The organism is Streptomyces sp. NPDC040718 (genome assembly GCF_055593565.1).
This window is the reverse complement of the sequence record NZ_JBVIXO010000002.1, coordinates 548,863-563,267: the sequence shown is the minus strand read 5'-3', so window position 1 is coordinate 563,267 and position 14,405 is coordinate 548,863. Positions and strand designations below refer to the sequence as shown.

The following is a 14,405-nucleotide window of genomic DNA, read 5'->3' as shown; positions in this document are numbered from 1 at the left end:
CATGCGCTTATATGGTTGCCCAAAGCAACAAGATGGGGGCGGTTCCCGGTGACCACGCAGACGGCCCAGCACACCCGCTACGAGGAGCTGGCCCGCCGGCTCACCGGGATCGGCGCGGTCAAACGCGACCTGGCCCGGATGCTGCCCCCGCACTGCCCGCCCGGCTCCGCCGCCGTCCTCACCATCCTCGACCGGCACGGCGAGATGCGGCTCAGCCGGCTCACCGAGTTCATGGCCGTCGACACCTCGGTCAGCAGCCGGCACGTCGCCCACGTGGTGCAGCACGGCTGGATCGAGCGGGAGACCGACCCCGGCGACGGCCGCTGCCGGATCCTGCGCCTCACGGACGCGGGGCGGGCCGTGCTCGCCGAGCTCGGCGCCCGCTACACGGACGCGCTGGAGAAGGCCCTGGCCGACTGGTCGGCCGAGGACATCGACGTACTGAACACCCTGCTGGCCCGACTCCGATCGAGCTTCTAGGCAAAGGAAACACATGGCTACGACCACACCCAACGGTGTGCGGGGAGGCGGCCAGTCGGAGACCACGTCCGACGGCGCACCCATGACCCACCCCCAGATCATGAAGGCGCTGTCCGGGCTCATGCTCGGCATGTTCGTGGCGATCCTGTCCTCCACGATCGTCTCCAACGCCCTGCCCCAGATCATCAGCGACCTCGGCGGCACCCAGTCCTCCTACACCTGGGTCGTCACCGCCGCCCTGCTCTCGATGACGGCCGCGACCCCGCTGTGGGGCAAGCTGTCCGACCTCTTCAGCAAGAAGCTGCTGGTCCAGATATCCCTGGTGATCTACGTCCTCGGCTCCGTGGTCGCGGGCATGTCCCAGAACACCGGGATGCTCATCGCCTGCCGGGTGGTCCAGGGCATCGGCGTCGGCGGCCTCTCCGCCCTCGCCCAGATCGTGATGGCCGCGATGATCTCCCCCCGCGAGCGCGGGCGGTACAGCGGCTACCTCGGCGCGGTCTTCGCCGTCGCCACCGTCGGCGGCCCGCTGCTCGGCGGCGTCATCACCGACACCGAGTGGCTGGGCTGGCGCTGGTGCTTCTACGTCGGCGTGCCGTTCGCGGTCATCGCGCTGATCGTCCTCCAGAAGACCCTGCGGCTCCCGGTCGTCCGCCGCGACGTCAAGGTCGACTGGCTGGGCGCCTTCCTCATCAGCGGGGCCGTCTCGCTCCTGCTGATCTGGGTCACGCAGGCCGGGGACTCGTACGACTGGATCTCCTGGACCACCCTGGCGATGACCGGCGGCGCCGTCGTGCTCGGCCTGCTCTTCCTCCTCGTCGAGTCCCGCGCGAGCGACCCGATCATCCCGCTGCGGCTGTTCCGCAACAAGACCATCAGCCTCGCCTCCGCCGCCTCGCTGTTCGTCGGCATCGCGATGTTCTCCGGCACGGTCTTCTTCAGCCAGTACTTCCAGCTGGCCCGGGGCGAGTCCCCCACCATGTCCGGCATCCTGACCATCCCGATGATCGGCGGCCTGTTCGTCTCCTCCACGGTCTCCGGCCAAGTCATCACCAAGACCGGCAAGTGGAAGGCCTGGCTGGTCTCCGGCGGCGTGCTGCTGACCGCCGGACTCGGACTGCTGGGCACGCTGCGCTACGACACCCCGTACTGGCACATCGCGCTCTACATGGCGCTCACCGGGCTCGGCCTCGGCATGATGATGCAGAACCTGGTCCTCGCGACGCAGAACCAGGTGGCCCCCGAGGACCTCGGCGCCGCCAGCTCCGTCGTCACCTTCTTCCGCTCCCTCGGCGGCGCCATGGGCGTGTCGGCGCTGGGCGCGGTCATGGCCAACCGGGTCACCCACTACGTCCAGGACGGCCTGGCCGCACTCGGCCCGAAGGCCGCCGCCCTCGGGCACGGAGGCACGGGCGGCGGCGGGATCCCCGACCTCGACAAGCTGCCCGCGCCGTTCCGGACCGTCATCGAGTCCGCCTACGGGCACGGCGTCGGCGACGTCTTCCTGTACGCCGCTCCGACCGCGCTGCTCGCGCTGCTGCTCGTCCTCTTCATCAAGGAGGTCGCGCTGAAGTCGAAGCCGGCCCTGCACGACCCGGCCGCCGAGGGCGGTACCGGGGCCGCGGCCCCCGCCTCCGGGACGGCCGAGAGCGCCGCCAGGGCCAAGGCCTGATCGACGGTTCGCCCCGGCCGGACATGAGGCGGCCCGGGCCGGGACCCCCGACGGGGTTCAGGCCCGGGCCGCCGACGTATGCCCGGCCTTGGCCTGGATACCGGCGATCAGGACGTCGAGGGCCAGGGCGAACTCCGCCTCGGGCGCCCGCCGGACCGTGCCGCCGCAGCCGTTCAGGGCGCAGCCGCCGAGGAACTGGGAGACGGCCAGGTGCGCGCCCGTCCGGGCGGCGTCCACCAGACCGGTGGCCTCCAGCAGCCGGTGCAGGGCGGCGTCGAAGGCCCGCGCGTGCGGCCCGATGTTCGGATAGGCGACGCTGAGCGGAGCCACCCACGGATGTTCCGCCAGCAGCCGCCGGTAGCCGCAGGCGAGGGACCGCAGCCGGGCCGGCCAGCCCTCCCGAGGAGGTTGGCCGGCCGGCAGCCGCTGCTGGCCCAAGGCGCTGTCCAGGGCCAGTTCGAGCAGATCGTGCTTGGTGTCCACGTACCAGTACAGGGACATCGCGGTGACCCCGAGCTCGCCAGCCAGCCGGCGCATCGAGAACCGGCCGAGCCCCTCCGCGTCCAGGAGCCGTACGGCGGCGGCGGTGATCCGGTCCCGGTCCAGACCCGTGGGCGCCTCGCTGCGGCGTCTGGTGGGGGCGGCCGGCCTGGCGGCCAGCCACACACTGGTCCTGGCCTCGCCCGGATCAGCCTCGGTCACCATGGAGGCGCCCTCCTCACCACAAGGGAATCAGCCCGGAATGCCCGGTCCGCCCTCTTGATGCTAGGGGGTCACGCGTTGATCGGGGTCGGATCGGGGGAGGATCAGGACGGGTCGGCCGAGGGGGCCGTCAGGTCGTAGAAGGTGGCTCCGCCGATGGTGACGGCCTTGAAGTTCGCCTTCACCCAGCTGTCTATGGCGGTACCCGCCGTTCCGCCGGGACCGCCCGTTCCGCCGGGCCGGTTCGCACCCCTACCCCCCTCCCCGGAAGCGCCGTCGAGGCCGCCCTGGGCGATGAACCAGTGGATCTTCCCCGCCTTCACGTACCCCTTGAACCGCTCCAGCGTGGGCGAGGGGTCGCTGCCGTTGAAGCCGCCGATCGGCATCACCGGCGCGCCGGAGGCCAGCTGGTAACTCGCCGCGTTCTGGGAGCCGATGGTGGCCGCCGCCCAGGTGTAGCGGCCTGCGTCGGTGCTCAGCGCGGCCTTGGCCTCCGCACCGACCCGGGTACCGCCCAGCAGTCCCCCGGGTCCGCCGCCGGCACCGCCCGGACGGCCGCCGCCCGCCTGCGCGCCGCCCGGGACACCGCCCTGGACACCGCCCGGGGCGCCACGCCCGTTGGCGCCGCCCGCCTGGCCGCCGTCCGGCCGCATCGTGCCCGGGCCGCCCATCGGGCCCCCGCCCTGCTGTGCCCCGCCGGGGAACCCGCCCGGCGCGCCCTGGCCCGACCGGCCGGCGGGGCCGCCGGGGAACTGCTCGGCGCCGGGGGCGAAGCGCATCCCGCCCGGTCCGCCCCGCCCCCCGGCCACCGCCGGGCCCGCCGTCGGGATGGACCCGGTGTGGCCCGTGCCGACGGTGGTCAGGCAGTAGGCCAGCGGCCCCGCCAGGGCCGCGCCCAGCCCCAGCGCGGCCGTCGCCAGCAGCACCCGGCGTCCGAAGCGGGCCGCGAACGGCAGCAGCGCGGCGGCGAGCAGGCCCCCGACCAGCACCGCCCAGCGCAGCCACGGCAGATGGCCCGAGGAACGGCCGAGGAGCACGTACGACCAGACGGCGGTCAGCGCCAGCGTCCCGGACAGCGTGAGCGCCGCGGCCCTGCCGCCCCGCTCCTCCCACAGCACGGCCGTGCCCATGCCGACCAGAGCGGCCACGAAGGGCGCGAGCGCCACGGTGTAGTACTCGTGGAAGATGCCCTGCATGTAGCTGAAGACGAGCACGGTGATCAGCAGCGAGCCGCCCCAGGCGAGGAAGGCCGCACGGCCCATGCCCTCCAGGGAGTCGGTGGCCCTGCGGGCCCGCCAGGTGACCACCAGCCCGGCCAAGAGCAGCACCAGCGCCGCCGGCAGCAGCCATGAGATCTGGCCGCCCACATCGGCCGAGAACAACCGGTCGATGCCGGTCTCCCCCCAGCCCCCGCCGCCCCGAAGGCCCGGGCCGCCCTCGGGCATCCCGTACGCCCCGGCCCCGCCGGCCGCGGCACGCCCGCCGCCGCCCACACTGCCCGTCTCGTTGCCGTTCAGCCGGCCGAGGCCGTTGTAACCGAAGGTCAGCTCAAGGAAGGAGTTGTTCTGCGAGCCGCCGATGTACGGGCGGGAGGAGGCGGGCCACAGCTCCACCACGGCCACCCACCAGCCGCCGGACACCACCGCGGCCAGCCCGGCGAGCAGCAGCTGCCCGAGCCTGCGGCGCAGCCGGGTGGGCGCGCAGACGGCGTACAGCAGGGCCAGCGGCGGCAGGATGACGAAGGCCTGCAGGGTCTTCGTCAGGAAGCCCAGGCCGATCGCCGCGCCGGCCGCCACCAGCCAGCCCGTCCGCGCCCCGTCCAGGGCCCGGAGCACGCAGTACACGGTGACGGTCAGCAGCAGCGTCAGCAGCGCGTCGGGGTTGTTGAAGCGGAACATCAGCGCGGCCACGGGCGTGAGCGCGAAGGCGGCGCCGCTCAGCAGGGCGGCCCCGGCCCCGAACTGGCGCCGCACCGCCGCGTGGAGCACGGCGGTGGTGCCGACGCCCATCAGGGCCTGGGGTACGAGGATCTGCCAGGAGCCGAGCCCGAACAGCCGGACGGACAGCGCCATCGGCCACAGGGCGGCCGGGGGCTTGTCGACGGTGATGGAGTTCCCGGCGTCGGAGGAGCCGAAGAAGAAGGCCTTCCAGCTCTCCGAGCCGGCCTGCACGGCGGCGGAGTAGAAGGAGTTGGCATAGCCGGAGGCTCCCAGGTCCCACAGCAGCAGGACCGCGGTGGCGAGCAGCAGCGCCGCGTACGCGGGCCGTTCCCAGCGCGGCCGTGCGGCGTCCGCCCGGTGCGCGGCGGTCCCGGCGGCCGCGGCGGGCGGCCGTTCGGGGAAGGGGGATCCGAAGGGGGCTGGTGCGGTGGTCATCGGTGGTCGTCCTTCACGGGAGTGGTGCGCCGCTCGGGGAAGACCCAGGCGCGGAAGAGCAGGAACCGCAGCACGGTGGCGGCGAGGTTGGCCGTGATCAGGACGGCCAGCTCGGTGCTGTGGGCGGGGTCCGCGGCGGCCGCGTCCAGGGCGGCGAGCGAACCGCCGGTCAGGGCCAGTCCGATGGCGAAGACCACGAGCCCTTGGGCCTGGTGGCGGACGGCCCGGTCGCGGCCGCGGACGCCGAAGGTGAGCCGCCGGTTGGCTGCGGTGTTGGCCACGGCGGAGAGCAGCAGGGCGGCCGCGTTGGCGGGCTGCGGGCCGGCGCCGAGCCGGAAGAGGGAGTACAGGGCGAGGTAGCAGAGGGTGGACAGCACCCCGACCACGCAGAAGCCGAGGAGCTGGCGGGCCAGCCCGCGCGGTACCCCGGGCAGGGCCGTGCGGTCGCGCGGGTCGTCGCCGAAGGGGCGGGCGAGCCGGTCGAGCGGGAGCGCTCCGACGGCCAGGGCCCGCCCCACCCGCCAGACGCCCTTCAGGTCCTCGGCGGCGGTCTTCACGATGTGGACGGTGGAGTCGGGATCGTCCACCCAGTCCACCGGCACCTCGTGGATCCGCAGCCCGGCCCGCTCGGCCAGCACCAGCATCTCGGTGTCGAAGAACCAGCCGGTGTCCTCCACCAGCGGCAGCAGCCGCTCCGCCACCTCACGCCGGATGGCCTTGAACCCGCACTGGGCGTCGCTGAACCGGGCGGCGAGGGAGGAGCGCAGCAGCAGGTTGTAGGCGCGCGAGACGAACTCCCGCCTGGCTCCCCGTACGACCCGCGAGGAGCGCGCCAGCCGGGTGCCGATGGCCAGGTCGGAGTGGCCGGAGATCAGCGGGGCGACCAGCGGCAGCAGGGCGTTCAGGTCGGTGGAGAGGTCCACGTCCATGTAGGCGAGGACGGGCGCCTCCGAGAGCGACCAGACGGTGCGCAGGGCACGTCCGCGGCCCTTCTCCTCCAGCCGGAAGCTGCGTACCCCCTCGACCGAGGCGGCGAGCCCGGCCGCGACCTCGGGGGTGCGGTCGGTGCTGGCGTTGTCGGCGATGGTGATGCGGAAGGCGTACGGGAACGTGCGGGTGAGGTGCGCGTGGAGCCGGCGTACGCAGGGCCCCAGGTCCTTCTCCTCGTTGAAGACCGGGATCACCACGTCGAGTACGGGCTCGCCGGGCGCGGACGCGAGCGGCGCCCGGGCCGGGAGGGCGTCGGGAGAGGTGTCGGTTGGCATGCTCCGACCCTCGCCGGGCGCCCTGTCACCTCGGTGTGGTGAGCCTGTGCACCGTCTGTGAGTGCGTGCCGGGGTCGTGGGCCGCCAGGGGGAGCAGCACTTCGAAGCAGGTCCGTCCGGGCTCGCTGCGTACGCCGACCCGCCCGTCGTGCGCACAGACCACGGCCTGGACGATGGCGAGGCCGAGCCCCGTCGACCCCGCCGCGCGGGAGCGGGAGGCGTCGCCGCGGGCGAACCGCTCGAAGACGTGGGGCAGCAGCTCGGGCGGGATTCCCGGCCCGTCGTCCTCGATCCGCAGCCGGACGGCGGATGTTTCACGTGAAACAACCGCCGTGACGGTGGTACCCGGCGGGGTGTGGGTGCGGGCGTTGGCGAGGAGGTTCACCAGGACCTGCTGGATCCGGGCCGGGTCGGCGCGGACGGGTGCCGGCTCGTCGGGGAGGACGAGTCGCCAGTGGTGGCCGGAGCCCGCGGCGCGGGCGTCGCTGACGGCGTCGACGACGAGCGGGGCCAGTTCGGTGTCCTCGAAGGACAGCGGGCGGCCGGCGTCCAGCCGGGCCAGCAACAGCAGGTCCTCGACCAGCCCGGTCATCCGGGTCGCCTCGGACTCGATCCTGCCCAGGGCGTGCCGGGTGTCGGGTCCGGGTTCCTCCCGTCCCCGGCGGGTGAGTTCGGCGTAGCCCCGGATGGAGGCGAGCGGGGTGCGCAGCTCGTGGGAGGCGTCGGCGACGAACTGCCGGACCTGCGTCTCGCTCTGCTGGCGGGCCGTCAGCGCGGACGAGACGTGCCCCAGCATCCGGTTGAGGGCGGCGCCGACCTGCCCCACCTCGGTGCGGGGGTCGGCCTCGGCTTCCGGGACCCGCTCGTGCAGGGCGGGTTCGCCGCTGTGCAGGGGGAGTTCGGACACCCTGGTGGCGGTGGCGGCGACCCGGCGCAGCGGACGCAGGGCGACCCCGACCAGGGCCTGTCCGGCGAGGGAGGCGGCGATCAGTCCGGCGAGGGTGACGCAGACCTCGACGGCGATCAGGGTGCTCACGGTGGAGTCGACGCCCTGGAGCGGGAAGGCGAGCACGAGGGTGCCGTCGGGGGCCGCCAGCACCCGGTAGGCGCCGAGGCCGGGCAGGTCCGCGTCCACGGGTCCGGTGCGGCCGTGGCCGGCTTTGCGGGCGGCGGCCGCGAGGGCGGCGGTCTGGGTTTCGGTGAGGGACTCTCGGTGGTCGAGGCTCTGGCCGGACACGGGGACGATCCTGGCGCCACCGATCACCGTGCGCGCCGGGTCCAGGCGGATCCCGGCGGCGCCCATCGGGGAGCCGGGGGCGAAGACGAAGCCGAGGCCGCTGTCGCGGGCCGACTTGGCCGCGCCGGGGCCCCGGACTGCCATCTCGACGGAGGTGGTCAGCTGCTTGTCCAGCTCACCGACCAGGCGCGAACGCATGGCGAGGGTGGTGACGGTCCCGATGGCCGCGCCCACGACCGCGATCAGCGCCACCGCCGAGACGACCAGCCGCGTCCGCAGCGACCAGGGACGCCGGAGCGCCACTAATCCGCCGGCTTGATCAGGTAGCCGGCGCCGCGCCGGGTGTGGATCAGCGGAGGCAGGCCGGTGCCACCCTCCAGCTTCCGGCGCAGGTAGGAGATGTAGAGCTCCACCACGTTCGCCTGGCCGCCGAAGTCGTAGGACCACACCCGGTCCAGGATCTGCGCCTTGCTGAGCACCCGGCGCGGGTTGCGCATCAGGTAGCGGAGCAGCTCGAACTCGGTGGCGGTCAGGTGGACCTCCTGACCGCCCCGGACCACCTCGTGGCTGTCCTCGTCGAGGCGCAGATCGCCGACGGTCAGGACCGAGCCGCCGCGGGCGGCCTGCGCGGCGCCGGAGCGGCGCACCAGCCCGCGCAGCCGGGCCACGACCTCCTCCAGGCTGAACGGCTTGGTGACGTAGTCGTCGCCGCCCGCGGTCAGGCCCGCGATGCGGTCCTCCACGGAATCCTTGGCGGTCAGGAACAGCACCGGGACCTGCGGGATCTCGCGGCGCAGGCGTCCCAGGACGGCCAGCCCGTCCATGTCCGGGAGCATGATGTCGAGCACCACCACGTCCGGCCGGAACTCCCGCGCGGCCCGCACGGCTCCCGCCCCGTCGCCGGCGCTGCGGACCTCGCAGCCCTCGTAGCGCAGGGCCATGGAGAGCAGCTCGGAGAGCGAGGCCTCGTCGTCGACGACGAGGACCCGGCAGGGTCCGCCGTCGGGCCGCCGCAGGGCCTCCGGGGTGCCGGTGGACGTGGACGCGTGGGAGGTGGTCGTCGCGGTCATGACCCCACGCTGGCGGCCGCCTCTGAGAGCGTTCTTGCCCCTGCCTGTGAATCTCCTGAGAAAGGGCGGTGCCCGGCGGGTACTCGGAGAGCGCTCAGGGGGCGAGGCCGAACAGGCGGGCGGCGTTGTCGTGGCAGACCGCGCGCAGCCAGTCGTCGCCGAGGCCGAGCCGTTCCAGTGCGTCCAGCTGGTGCTCGTAGGGGTAGGGGATGTTCGGGAAGTCGGTGCCCAGCAGGATCCGGTCCCCGAGTCCGGCGAGGCGCCCCAGCTCTCCGGGCGGGAAGGCGCTGAGCCGTTCCGAGAAGTCGGTGAAGGCCATGGTGGTGTCGAGGCGCACCTCCGGGTACCGGTCGGCCAGGTCGAGGAAGTCCGTGAACTCGGGCATCCCCATGTGCGCGATGACCAGCGGCAGCCGAGGGTGGCGGGCCAGCAGCCGGGCGACCGGCCCGGGTCCGGTGTACTTGCCCGGGGAGGGCCCCGAACCGCAGTGGACGACGGTCGGGATCCTCGCCTCGGCCAGCAGTCCCCAGACCGGGTCGAGCCGGTCGTCGTTGGGGTCGTAGCCGCCGACCTGGAGGTGCGCCTTGAAGACCCGGGCCCCGTCGGACACGGCTTGCGCGGTGTACGCCGCCACGTCCTCCTCGGGGAAGAAGGTCGCGGTGTGCAGGCAGTCGGGGGTGCGGGCGGCGAAGTCCGCGGCCCATGCGTTGAGCCATGCGGCCATCGCGGGCTTGTGCGGGTAGAGCATGGAGGTGAAGGCTCGGACCCCGAACTCCCGCAGCAGCGCCACCCGCCGCTCCTCCTCGTGGCGGTAGGTGATGGGCCATTCGACGCCGGTCAGCGGGCCGACCGCGTCGAAGTAGTCCCAGACCTTCGCCAGCACCCGCTCCGGCATGAAGTGCGTGTGGACGTCCACCAGTCCCGGCAGGCCGAGCCGCTCGCGGAAGGCGCGGACAGCCTCAGCCGTTGCGGGCAAAGCCGTGGCTCCGCTCGACGGTCGCGACGTGCAGGGTGTAGCTCTCGTACCAGTGGGCGCGGCCATGCTTCATGGCCGCCTGGTGCTCCATGTCCTCCCGCCAGACCCGAAGGGACTCGTGGTCGCGGAAGTACGCGACGGTGATGCCGAGACCGCCGGGGGTGCGGGCGGATTCGTAGCCGAGGAACCCGGGGTTCTCCTTGACGATCTCGTCCATCCGGGCGTTGCTCTCCGGATAGCCGCTCTCGTCAGAGGTGCGGACGTTGGTGAATACGGCCATGACGTAAGGCGGTTCGAACGCCGGAACGGGCTGAATGCTCATGCCCCCACCCTCGGCGGAAGGTCCTTGGCATGTCCATCGGAATCAGCCCCGGGAGCCCAAAGGGATCCAAGTTTTGACCTTGCTCCCGGGTGCGGCCCGGGCCGCCGGGCCGCACCCGGGCACCTTGCCGCGCCCGTCCGCTCCCGGGGTCAGAACAGTCCGCCCTGCTCGGCCCCGGGCGCCGCCGGCGCGATCACGGTGACCGGTACGTCGGTGAGCGCCCCGTCGGGGGCGGCGGACAGCTCCCATCCGGCCAGCAGCCGGGTGTCCACCACGAGCCCGTCCGCGAAGTGCAGGTCGGGCCCGGCGGCCCCCGCCAGCCGCCCCACGACGGTCCCGCCGGGCACCAGCTCCGCGACCACCCGGACCGGCTCCGGCAGCCCGGCCAGCCCGAACGCCCCGGCGTGGTCGGTGATCTCGCACCCCACCCGCTCCAGCGACTCCGGCCACCCGGGCAGCGCGGCGGCCCGCGCGTGCAGCTCGGCGACCTCCCGGGCCCGCTCGGGCTCCGACGGCAGCCGGGCCCGCACGGCGCGCTTGCGGGCGTACGCGATCCGGTCGGGCACCCCGAGGGCGGCCCGCAGCAGCTCCTCGGTCCGGCGCGCCGCCATCAGCGGCCCGCGCCCCAGCCACGCCCAGGTGACCGCACCCTGCTCCAGCAGCCGGACCGGACCGCGCTCCTCGGCGGTGATGCCCACCTTGACCATCCCGGGCCCGAACCACGCCAGGTAGACGCGATAGGTGCGCGGGTCGGCCGCGTTGGTGTCCGCGGCCACCGAGAAGGACCGGTCCAGCCGGGCGCACTCGGGGCACTGGGCGCTCCCCGCGCGACCCGGCACTGACCGGGCCGCCGGGCACGGGGTCCGCTTCCCTGCCCGCCACACACCCAGGCAGTGCCGCTCGCCGCGGGCGCTGAAGGCCAGCAGCTGCCCCGGCGCGAGCGCGCTGCCGCGTTCCCCGCGCCCGCACCATCCGATGGCGGGCCCCCGCACGCTCCACCGGATCCCGGTGCACCACCAGCTCGCGGCGGGGGCGGTCACAGGGGGAGCGGCCGCTCGAAGAAGGTCTCCAGGACCACGGTGGCCTGCGTCCCGCTGACCCCGTCGATGGCGTAGAGCCGCCGCAGGACGTCCTGGAGCTGCTCGGTGGTGGCCGTGCGCACCTTGACCAGCACCGAGGCGCTGCCCGCGATGATGTGCGCCTCCTGGATCTCGGGGATTGCCGCGAAGTCCTCCGCCGACTCGCCCATCCAGGCGTTGGAGTCGACCATCACGTAGGCCAGCACCCCGCTGCCGACGGCCGCCGGGTCCACGTCGACGGTGGTCCGCCGGATCACCCCGCGCTCGCGCAGCTTGCGTACGCGCTCGTGGGTGGCCCCGGCCGAGAGCCCCACGGCCGCGCCGAGGGCGGCGTAGGACTGGCCCGCGTCCTGCTGGAGGCGCAGGACGAGCGCCCGGTCGATGTCGTCCACGCCGTCTTCCTCCCACGGGCCCGACGGCCCCTCGGGCCCCTCGGGCCGGTTGAGCCCGTCGGCTCTTGCGAAGACGGTACCTGATCCTGCAATCTCACCATCACGCCGAACATCATTCGGCGCTTCACCAATCTGGGGGAATCATGTTGGGCACAGCCGACCTCACCTTGTACGAGATCCTGGACGAACGCTTCCGGACCGGACGCTGCGCCAACGGAGACGCCCGCCTGGAGCGGCTCTACGACGACTGTCGCTGGGCCGAGGGCCCGCTGTACCTGCCCGCCTGGCGCCAGCTCGTGTGGAGCGACATCCCCAACGACCGGATGCTGCGCTGGGACGAGGCGACCGGAGCGGTCTCCGCCTTCCGCTCCCCGGCCGGCCACTCCAACGGCAACACCCTCGACCGCGAGGGCCGCCTGATCACCTGTGAGCAGGGCAACCGGCGCGTCACCCGCACCGAGCCCGACGGGAGCCTCACCGTCATCGCCGACCGCTACGACGGCAAGCGGCTGAACAGCCCCAACGACGCGGTGGTCCGCTCGGACGGATCCGTCTGGTTCTCCGACCCGGACTTCGGGATCACCAACGACTACGAGGGCCGGCGGGCGCCGAGCGAGATCGGCGCCTGCAACCTCTACCGGGCCGAACCGGCCACCGGCGAGGTCCGCCTCGTCGCCGACGGCTTCCTCGGGCCGAACGGCCTGGTCTTCTCCCCCGACGAGAGCGAGCTGTACGCGGCCGACACCCGCGCCGGCCACATCCGCGCCTTCAAGGTCGGCGACGACGGCACCCTCAGCGGCGACCGCGTCTTCACGGACTGCCCCTCGGTGGACAACATCCGCTTCGACGACGAGGGCCGGCTGTGGGCGGCCGCGATGACGTCGGGCGTGCACTGCTACGCGGCGGACGGAGACCTCATCGGCCGCCTCCGCGTCCCGGAGCCCGTTTCCAACATCGCCTTCGGCGGTCCGAAGAACAACCGCCTCTTCATCACCGCCACCACCTCGCTGTACTCGCTGGTGCTCTCGGTGACCGGCCTCCCGCGCGTCCTGCCCGGCCGCCCCTGAGGCCCCGGCCCACCCCGCCCGCCGCCGCTCCGGCGGGCGGACGTTCAGCCGGACGGGTCAGCCCGCGTCCCGCTAGCGCGCGACGAACTGCGTCAGGATCGCCTGCATCTCGTAGATGTCGACCCCTTTGGTGAAGGTCTTCTCGATCGGCGCCGGGCTGCCGGATATCCATATCTTCAGCTCGGCGTCGAGATCGAAGTGCCCGGCCGTCTCCACCGAGAAGTGCGTGATGCTCCGGTACGGGATGGAGTGGTACTCCACCTTCTTGCCCGTCAGCCCCTGCTTGTCGACGAACACCAGCCGCCGGTCCGTGAACAGGATCGTGTCGCGCACCAGCAGGTACGCGGCGTGGACCTGCTCCCCGTTCCCCAGCAGCCGCGCGTAGTCCCGCTGCGCCGACGACGGGTCGACGGTGTGCGCGTTCCCGAACAGTCCCATGAGAGCCCCCATCAAGGTTCGAACGATCTTCGAAAACCGTAACCGGGGGGCCGCCTGGTCCACGTCCCCCTCAGGAGCCATCCCGCCCCTGAGCTCTTCCGGGGTACCCCTCCCCCCTGAGTACCTGACCGGACATACGAAAGAGGCCCTCAGGACTGGTCCTGAGGGCCTCTCGGCTGTGCACTCGGCAGGATTCGAACCTGCAACCTTCTGATCCGTAGTCAGATGCTCTATCCGTTAAGCTACGAGTGCTTGGGCTTCCCGGGTTTTTTTCGCCCCGTTGGCCTTGCGAGAACAACAATACATGGACCTCGCCGGGACGCGAAATCCATTAGCCCCAGGGCCTCTGACCTGCGAAAACGCCCTGGAAGAAGATCGTCCGGAAGGATCCGCGCCATGGGTCCGGGCCCGGCGGGCTACCCACGGCGGGCCATCCGAAACCCCTCCAAGCCCTGAACGCACCGGTGCGGCACGCCCGGCACCCACTCGTCCGGCCCACACCCCCGCCCGGCCCCCGAACGCACCGAAGCCCCGGTCCATCAGGACCGGGGCTTCGGTGAGGTGCGGAGGCGGAGGGATTTGAACCCTCGATGGGGTGTAAGCCCCAAACCGCATTAGCAGTGCGGCGCCATAGACCGGACTAGGCGACGCCTCCAGCACACCCTCGCGTACGAAGGTGCGTGCAGATGATGACACAGGCGCGGGGCCGGTCACCAATCCGCTCCCAACGGTACAAGGAGCCGGGGCCACAGGGCAAAGGCTTAAGCACGCAACGTCCGAGCGGGAAAGTCGTTGGTGAGGCGTACGACGTACGGACGACCTGGAGTGCCCCATGCTGCGTCTCGCCGCCTTCGCCGTCACCTCCGCCCTGGCCGCCGCGGCTGCCGGACCACTGCCGCCCCTGCCCCTGGGGCGCCTGCTGTCCGCACCCGACCGGCTCACCATCGAGATCTCCAAGAGCGGCAACCGCCTCGTCGACGGCACGCACCGGCTGGAGTGCCACCCCGCCGGCGGCGACCACCCCTTCGCCGAGGAGGCCTGCGCCCGTCTCGACACGCTGGCGAAACAGGGAAAGGACCCGTTCGCCGAGTCGGACGCCAAGAACTGCTCGTTCCAGTACGGCGGGTCGGCCGTCGCCCGCGTCACGGGAACATGGCGCGGCCAGAAGGTGGACAGCACGTTCCAGCGCAGGAACGGCTGCGACATCGCCCGGTGGAAGAACCTGGAACCTGTGCTTCCGGGGGAGCATTCCTGACCTGGGACGATACGGCGGATGCACGTTTTCCCCCGTACATCCGCCACCTCGCGGCAGGACCGTGCCCTTAGACTC

At 72.7% G+C, this 14,405-nt stretch carries 13 protein-coding genes, 2 tRNA genes and 1 pseudogene; 4 read left to right on the top strand and 12 right to left on the bottom strand.

What is annotated here, in order from left to right; all coding sequences use genetic code 11:
• Nucleotides 1-48 precede the first annotated feature (48 nt).
• Entirely contained in the window at nt 49-480 is a 432-nt protein-coding gene (locus ACZ597_RS08030) for a MarR family winged helix-turn-helix transcriptional regulator (protein ID WP_471326461.1), read from the top strand.
• An 82-nt stretch (nt 481-562) separates the two neighbouring features.
• A pseudogene (locus tag ACZ597_RS08025) lies at nt 563-2,149 on the top strand (MDR family MFS transporter); the annotation flags it as partial.
• 60 nt (nt 2,150-2,209) lie between these two features.
• On the opposite strand, the gene ACZ597_RS08020 reads toward ACZ597_RS08025, so the two are convergent.
• From ACZ597_RS08020 to ACZ597_RS07980, 9 genes are all read right to left on the bottom strand, one after another.
• Nucleotides 2,210-2,857 carry a TetR/AcrR family transcriptional regulator gene (locus ACZ597_RS08020; RefSeq protein ID WP_471326459.1) on the bottom strand — a complete coding sequence of 216 codons (648 nt, stop codon included), beginning with the start codon at nt 2,855-2,857 and terminating at the stop codon, nt 2,210-2,212.
• Nucleotides 2,858-2,958: 101 nt separating this feature from the next.
• A complete protein-coding gene (locus ACZ597_RS08015) occupies nt 2,959-5,229 on the bottom strand; it encodes a glycosyltransferase family 39 protein (protein ID WP_471326456.1) in 2,271 nt (756 codons plus the stop codon).
• Complete coding sequence (locus tag ACZ597_RS08010) at nt 5,226-6,494, bottom strand: bifunctional glycosyltransferase family 2/GtrA family protein (RefSeq protein WP_471326453.1); 1,269 nt, start codon at nt 6,492-6,494, stop codon at nt 5,226-5,228. The genes ACZ597_RS08015 and ACZ597_RS08010 overlap by 4 nt, the downstream gene beginning before the upstream one ends.
• A gap of 25 nt (nt 6,495-6,519) precedes the next feature.
• A complete protein-coding gene (locus tag ACZ597_RS08005; RefSeq protein WP_471326450.1) occupies nt 6,520-8,034 on the bottom strand; it encodes a sensor histidine kinase in 1,515 nt (504 codons plus the stop codon).
• Complete coding sequence (locus tag ACZ597_RS08000) at nt 8,034-8,801, bottom strand: response regulator transcription factor (RefSeq protein ID WP_471326447.1); 768 nt, start codon at nt 8,799-8,801, stop codon at nt 8,034-8,036. Before ACZ597_RS08000 ends, ACZ597_RS08005 begins: the two co-directional genes overlap by 1 nt.
• A 94-nt stretch (nt 8,802-8,895) precedes the next feature.
• Complete coding sequence (locus ACZ597_RS07995) at nt 8,896-9,777, bottom strand: amidohydrolase family protein (RefSeq protein ID WP_471326444.1); 882 nt, start codon at nt 9,775-9,777, stop codon at nt 8,896-8,898.
• Complete coding sequence (locus ACZ597_RS07990; RefSeq protein WP_471326441.1) at nt 9,761-10,099, bottom strand: antibiotic biosynthesis monooxygenase family protein; 339 nt, start codon at nt 10,097-10,099, stop codon at nt 9,761-9,763. The genes ACZ597_RS07995 and ACZ597_RS07990 overlap by 17 nt, the downstream gene beginning before the upstream one ends.
• 149 nt (nt 10,100-10,248) lie before the next feature.
• A complete protein-coding gene (locus tag ACZ597_RS07985) occupies nt 10,249-11,139 on the bottom strand; it encodes a DUF2797 domain-containing protein (protein WP_471326438.1) in 891 nt (296 codons plus the stop codon).
• A complete protein-coding gene (locus ACZ597_RS07980) occupies nt 11,136-11,570 on the bottom strand; it encodes an Lrp/AsnC family transcriptional regulator (protein ID WP_007265336.1) in 435 nt (144 codons plus the stop codon). Before ACZ597_RS07980 ends, ACZ597_RS07985 begins: the two co-directional genes overlap by 4 nt.
• Nucleotides 11,571-11,713: 143 nt before the next feature.
• On the opposite strand from ACZ597_RS07980, the gene ACZ597_RS07975 reads away from it, so the two are divergent.
• On the top strand, nt 11,714-12,637 hold the full coding sequence (locus ACZ597_RS07975) for an SMP-30/gluconolactonase/LRE family protein (RefSeq protein WP_471326434.1): 924 nt from the start codon (nt 11,714-11,716) through the stop codon (nt 12,635-12,637).
• A gap of 72 nt (nt 12,638-12,709) precedes the next feature.
• Here the strand turns inward: ACZ597_RS07975 and ACZ597_RS07970 are convergent, their stop codons facing one another.
• The 3 genes from ACZ597_RS07970 to ACZ597_RS07960 all read right to left on the bottom strand — a co-directional run bounded on the left by ACZ597_RS07970 (nt 12,710) and on the right by ACZ597_RS07960 (nt 13,730).
• Nucleotides 12,710-13,075: a PH domain-containing protein gene (locus ACZ597_RS07970; protein ID WP_164720918.1), complete on the bottom strand. Its 366-nt coding sequence runs from the start codon at nt 13,073-13,075 to the stop codon at nt 12,710-12,712.
• A 179-nt stretch (nt 13,076-13,254) separates the two neighbouring features.
• A tRNA-Arg gene (locus ACZ597_RS07965) sits at nt 13,255-13,327 on the bottom strand.
• A 312-nt stretch (nt 13,328-13,639) separates the two neighbouring features.
• A tRNA-Ser gene (locus ACZ597_RS07960) sits at nt 13,640-13,730 on the bottom strand.
• Between the two features lie 177 nt (nt 13,731-13,907).
• Here ACZ597_RS07960 and ACZ597_RS07955 point away from each other — a divergent pair.
• Nucleotides 13,908-14,330, top strand: a complete 423-nt coding sequence (locus ACZ597_RS07955) for an SSI family serine proteinase inhibitor (protein WP_471326431.1) — start codon at nt 13,908-13,910, stop codon at nt 14,328-14,330.
• Nucleotides 14,331-14,405: the final 75 nt, after the last annotated feature.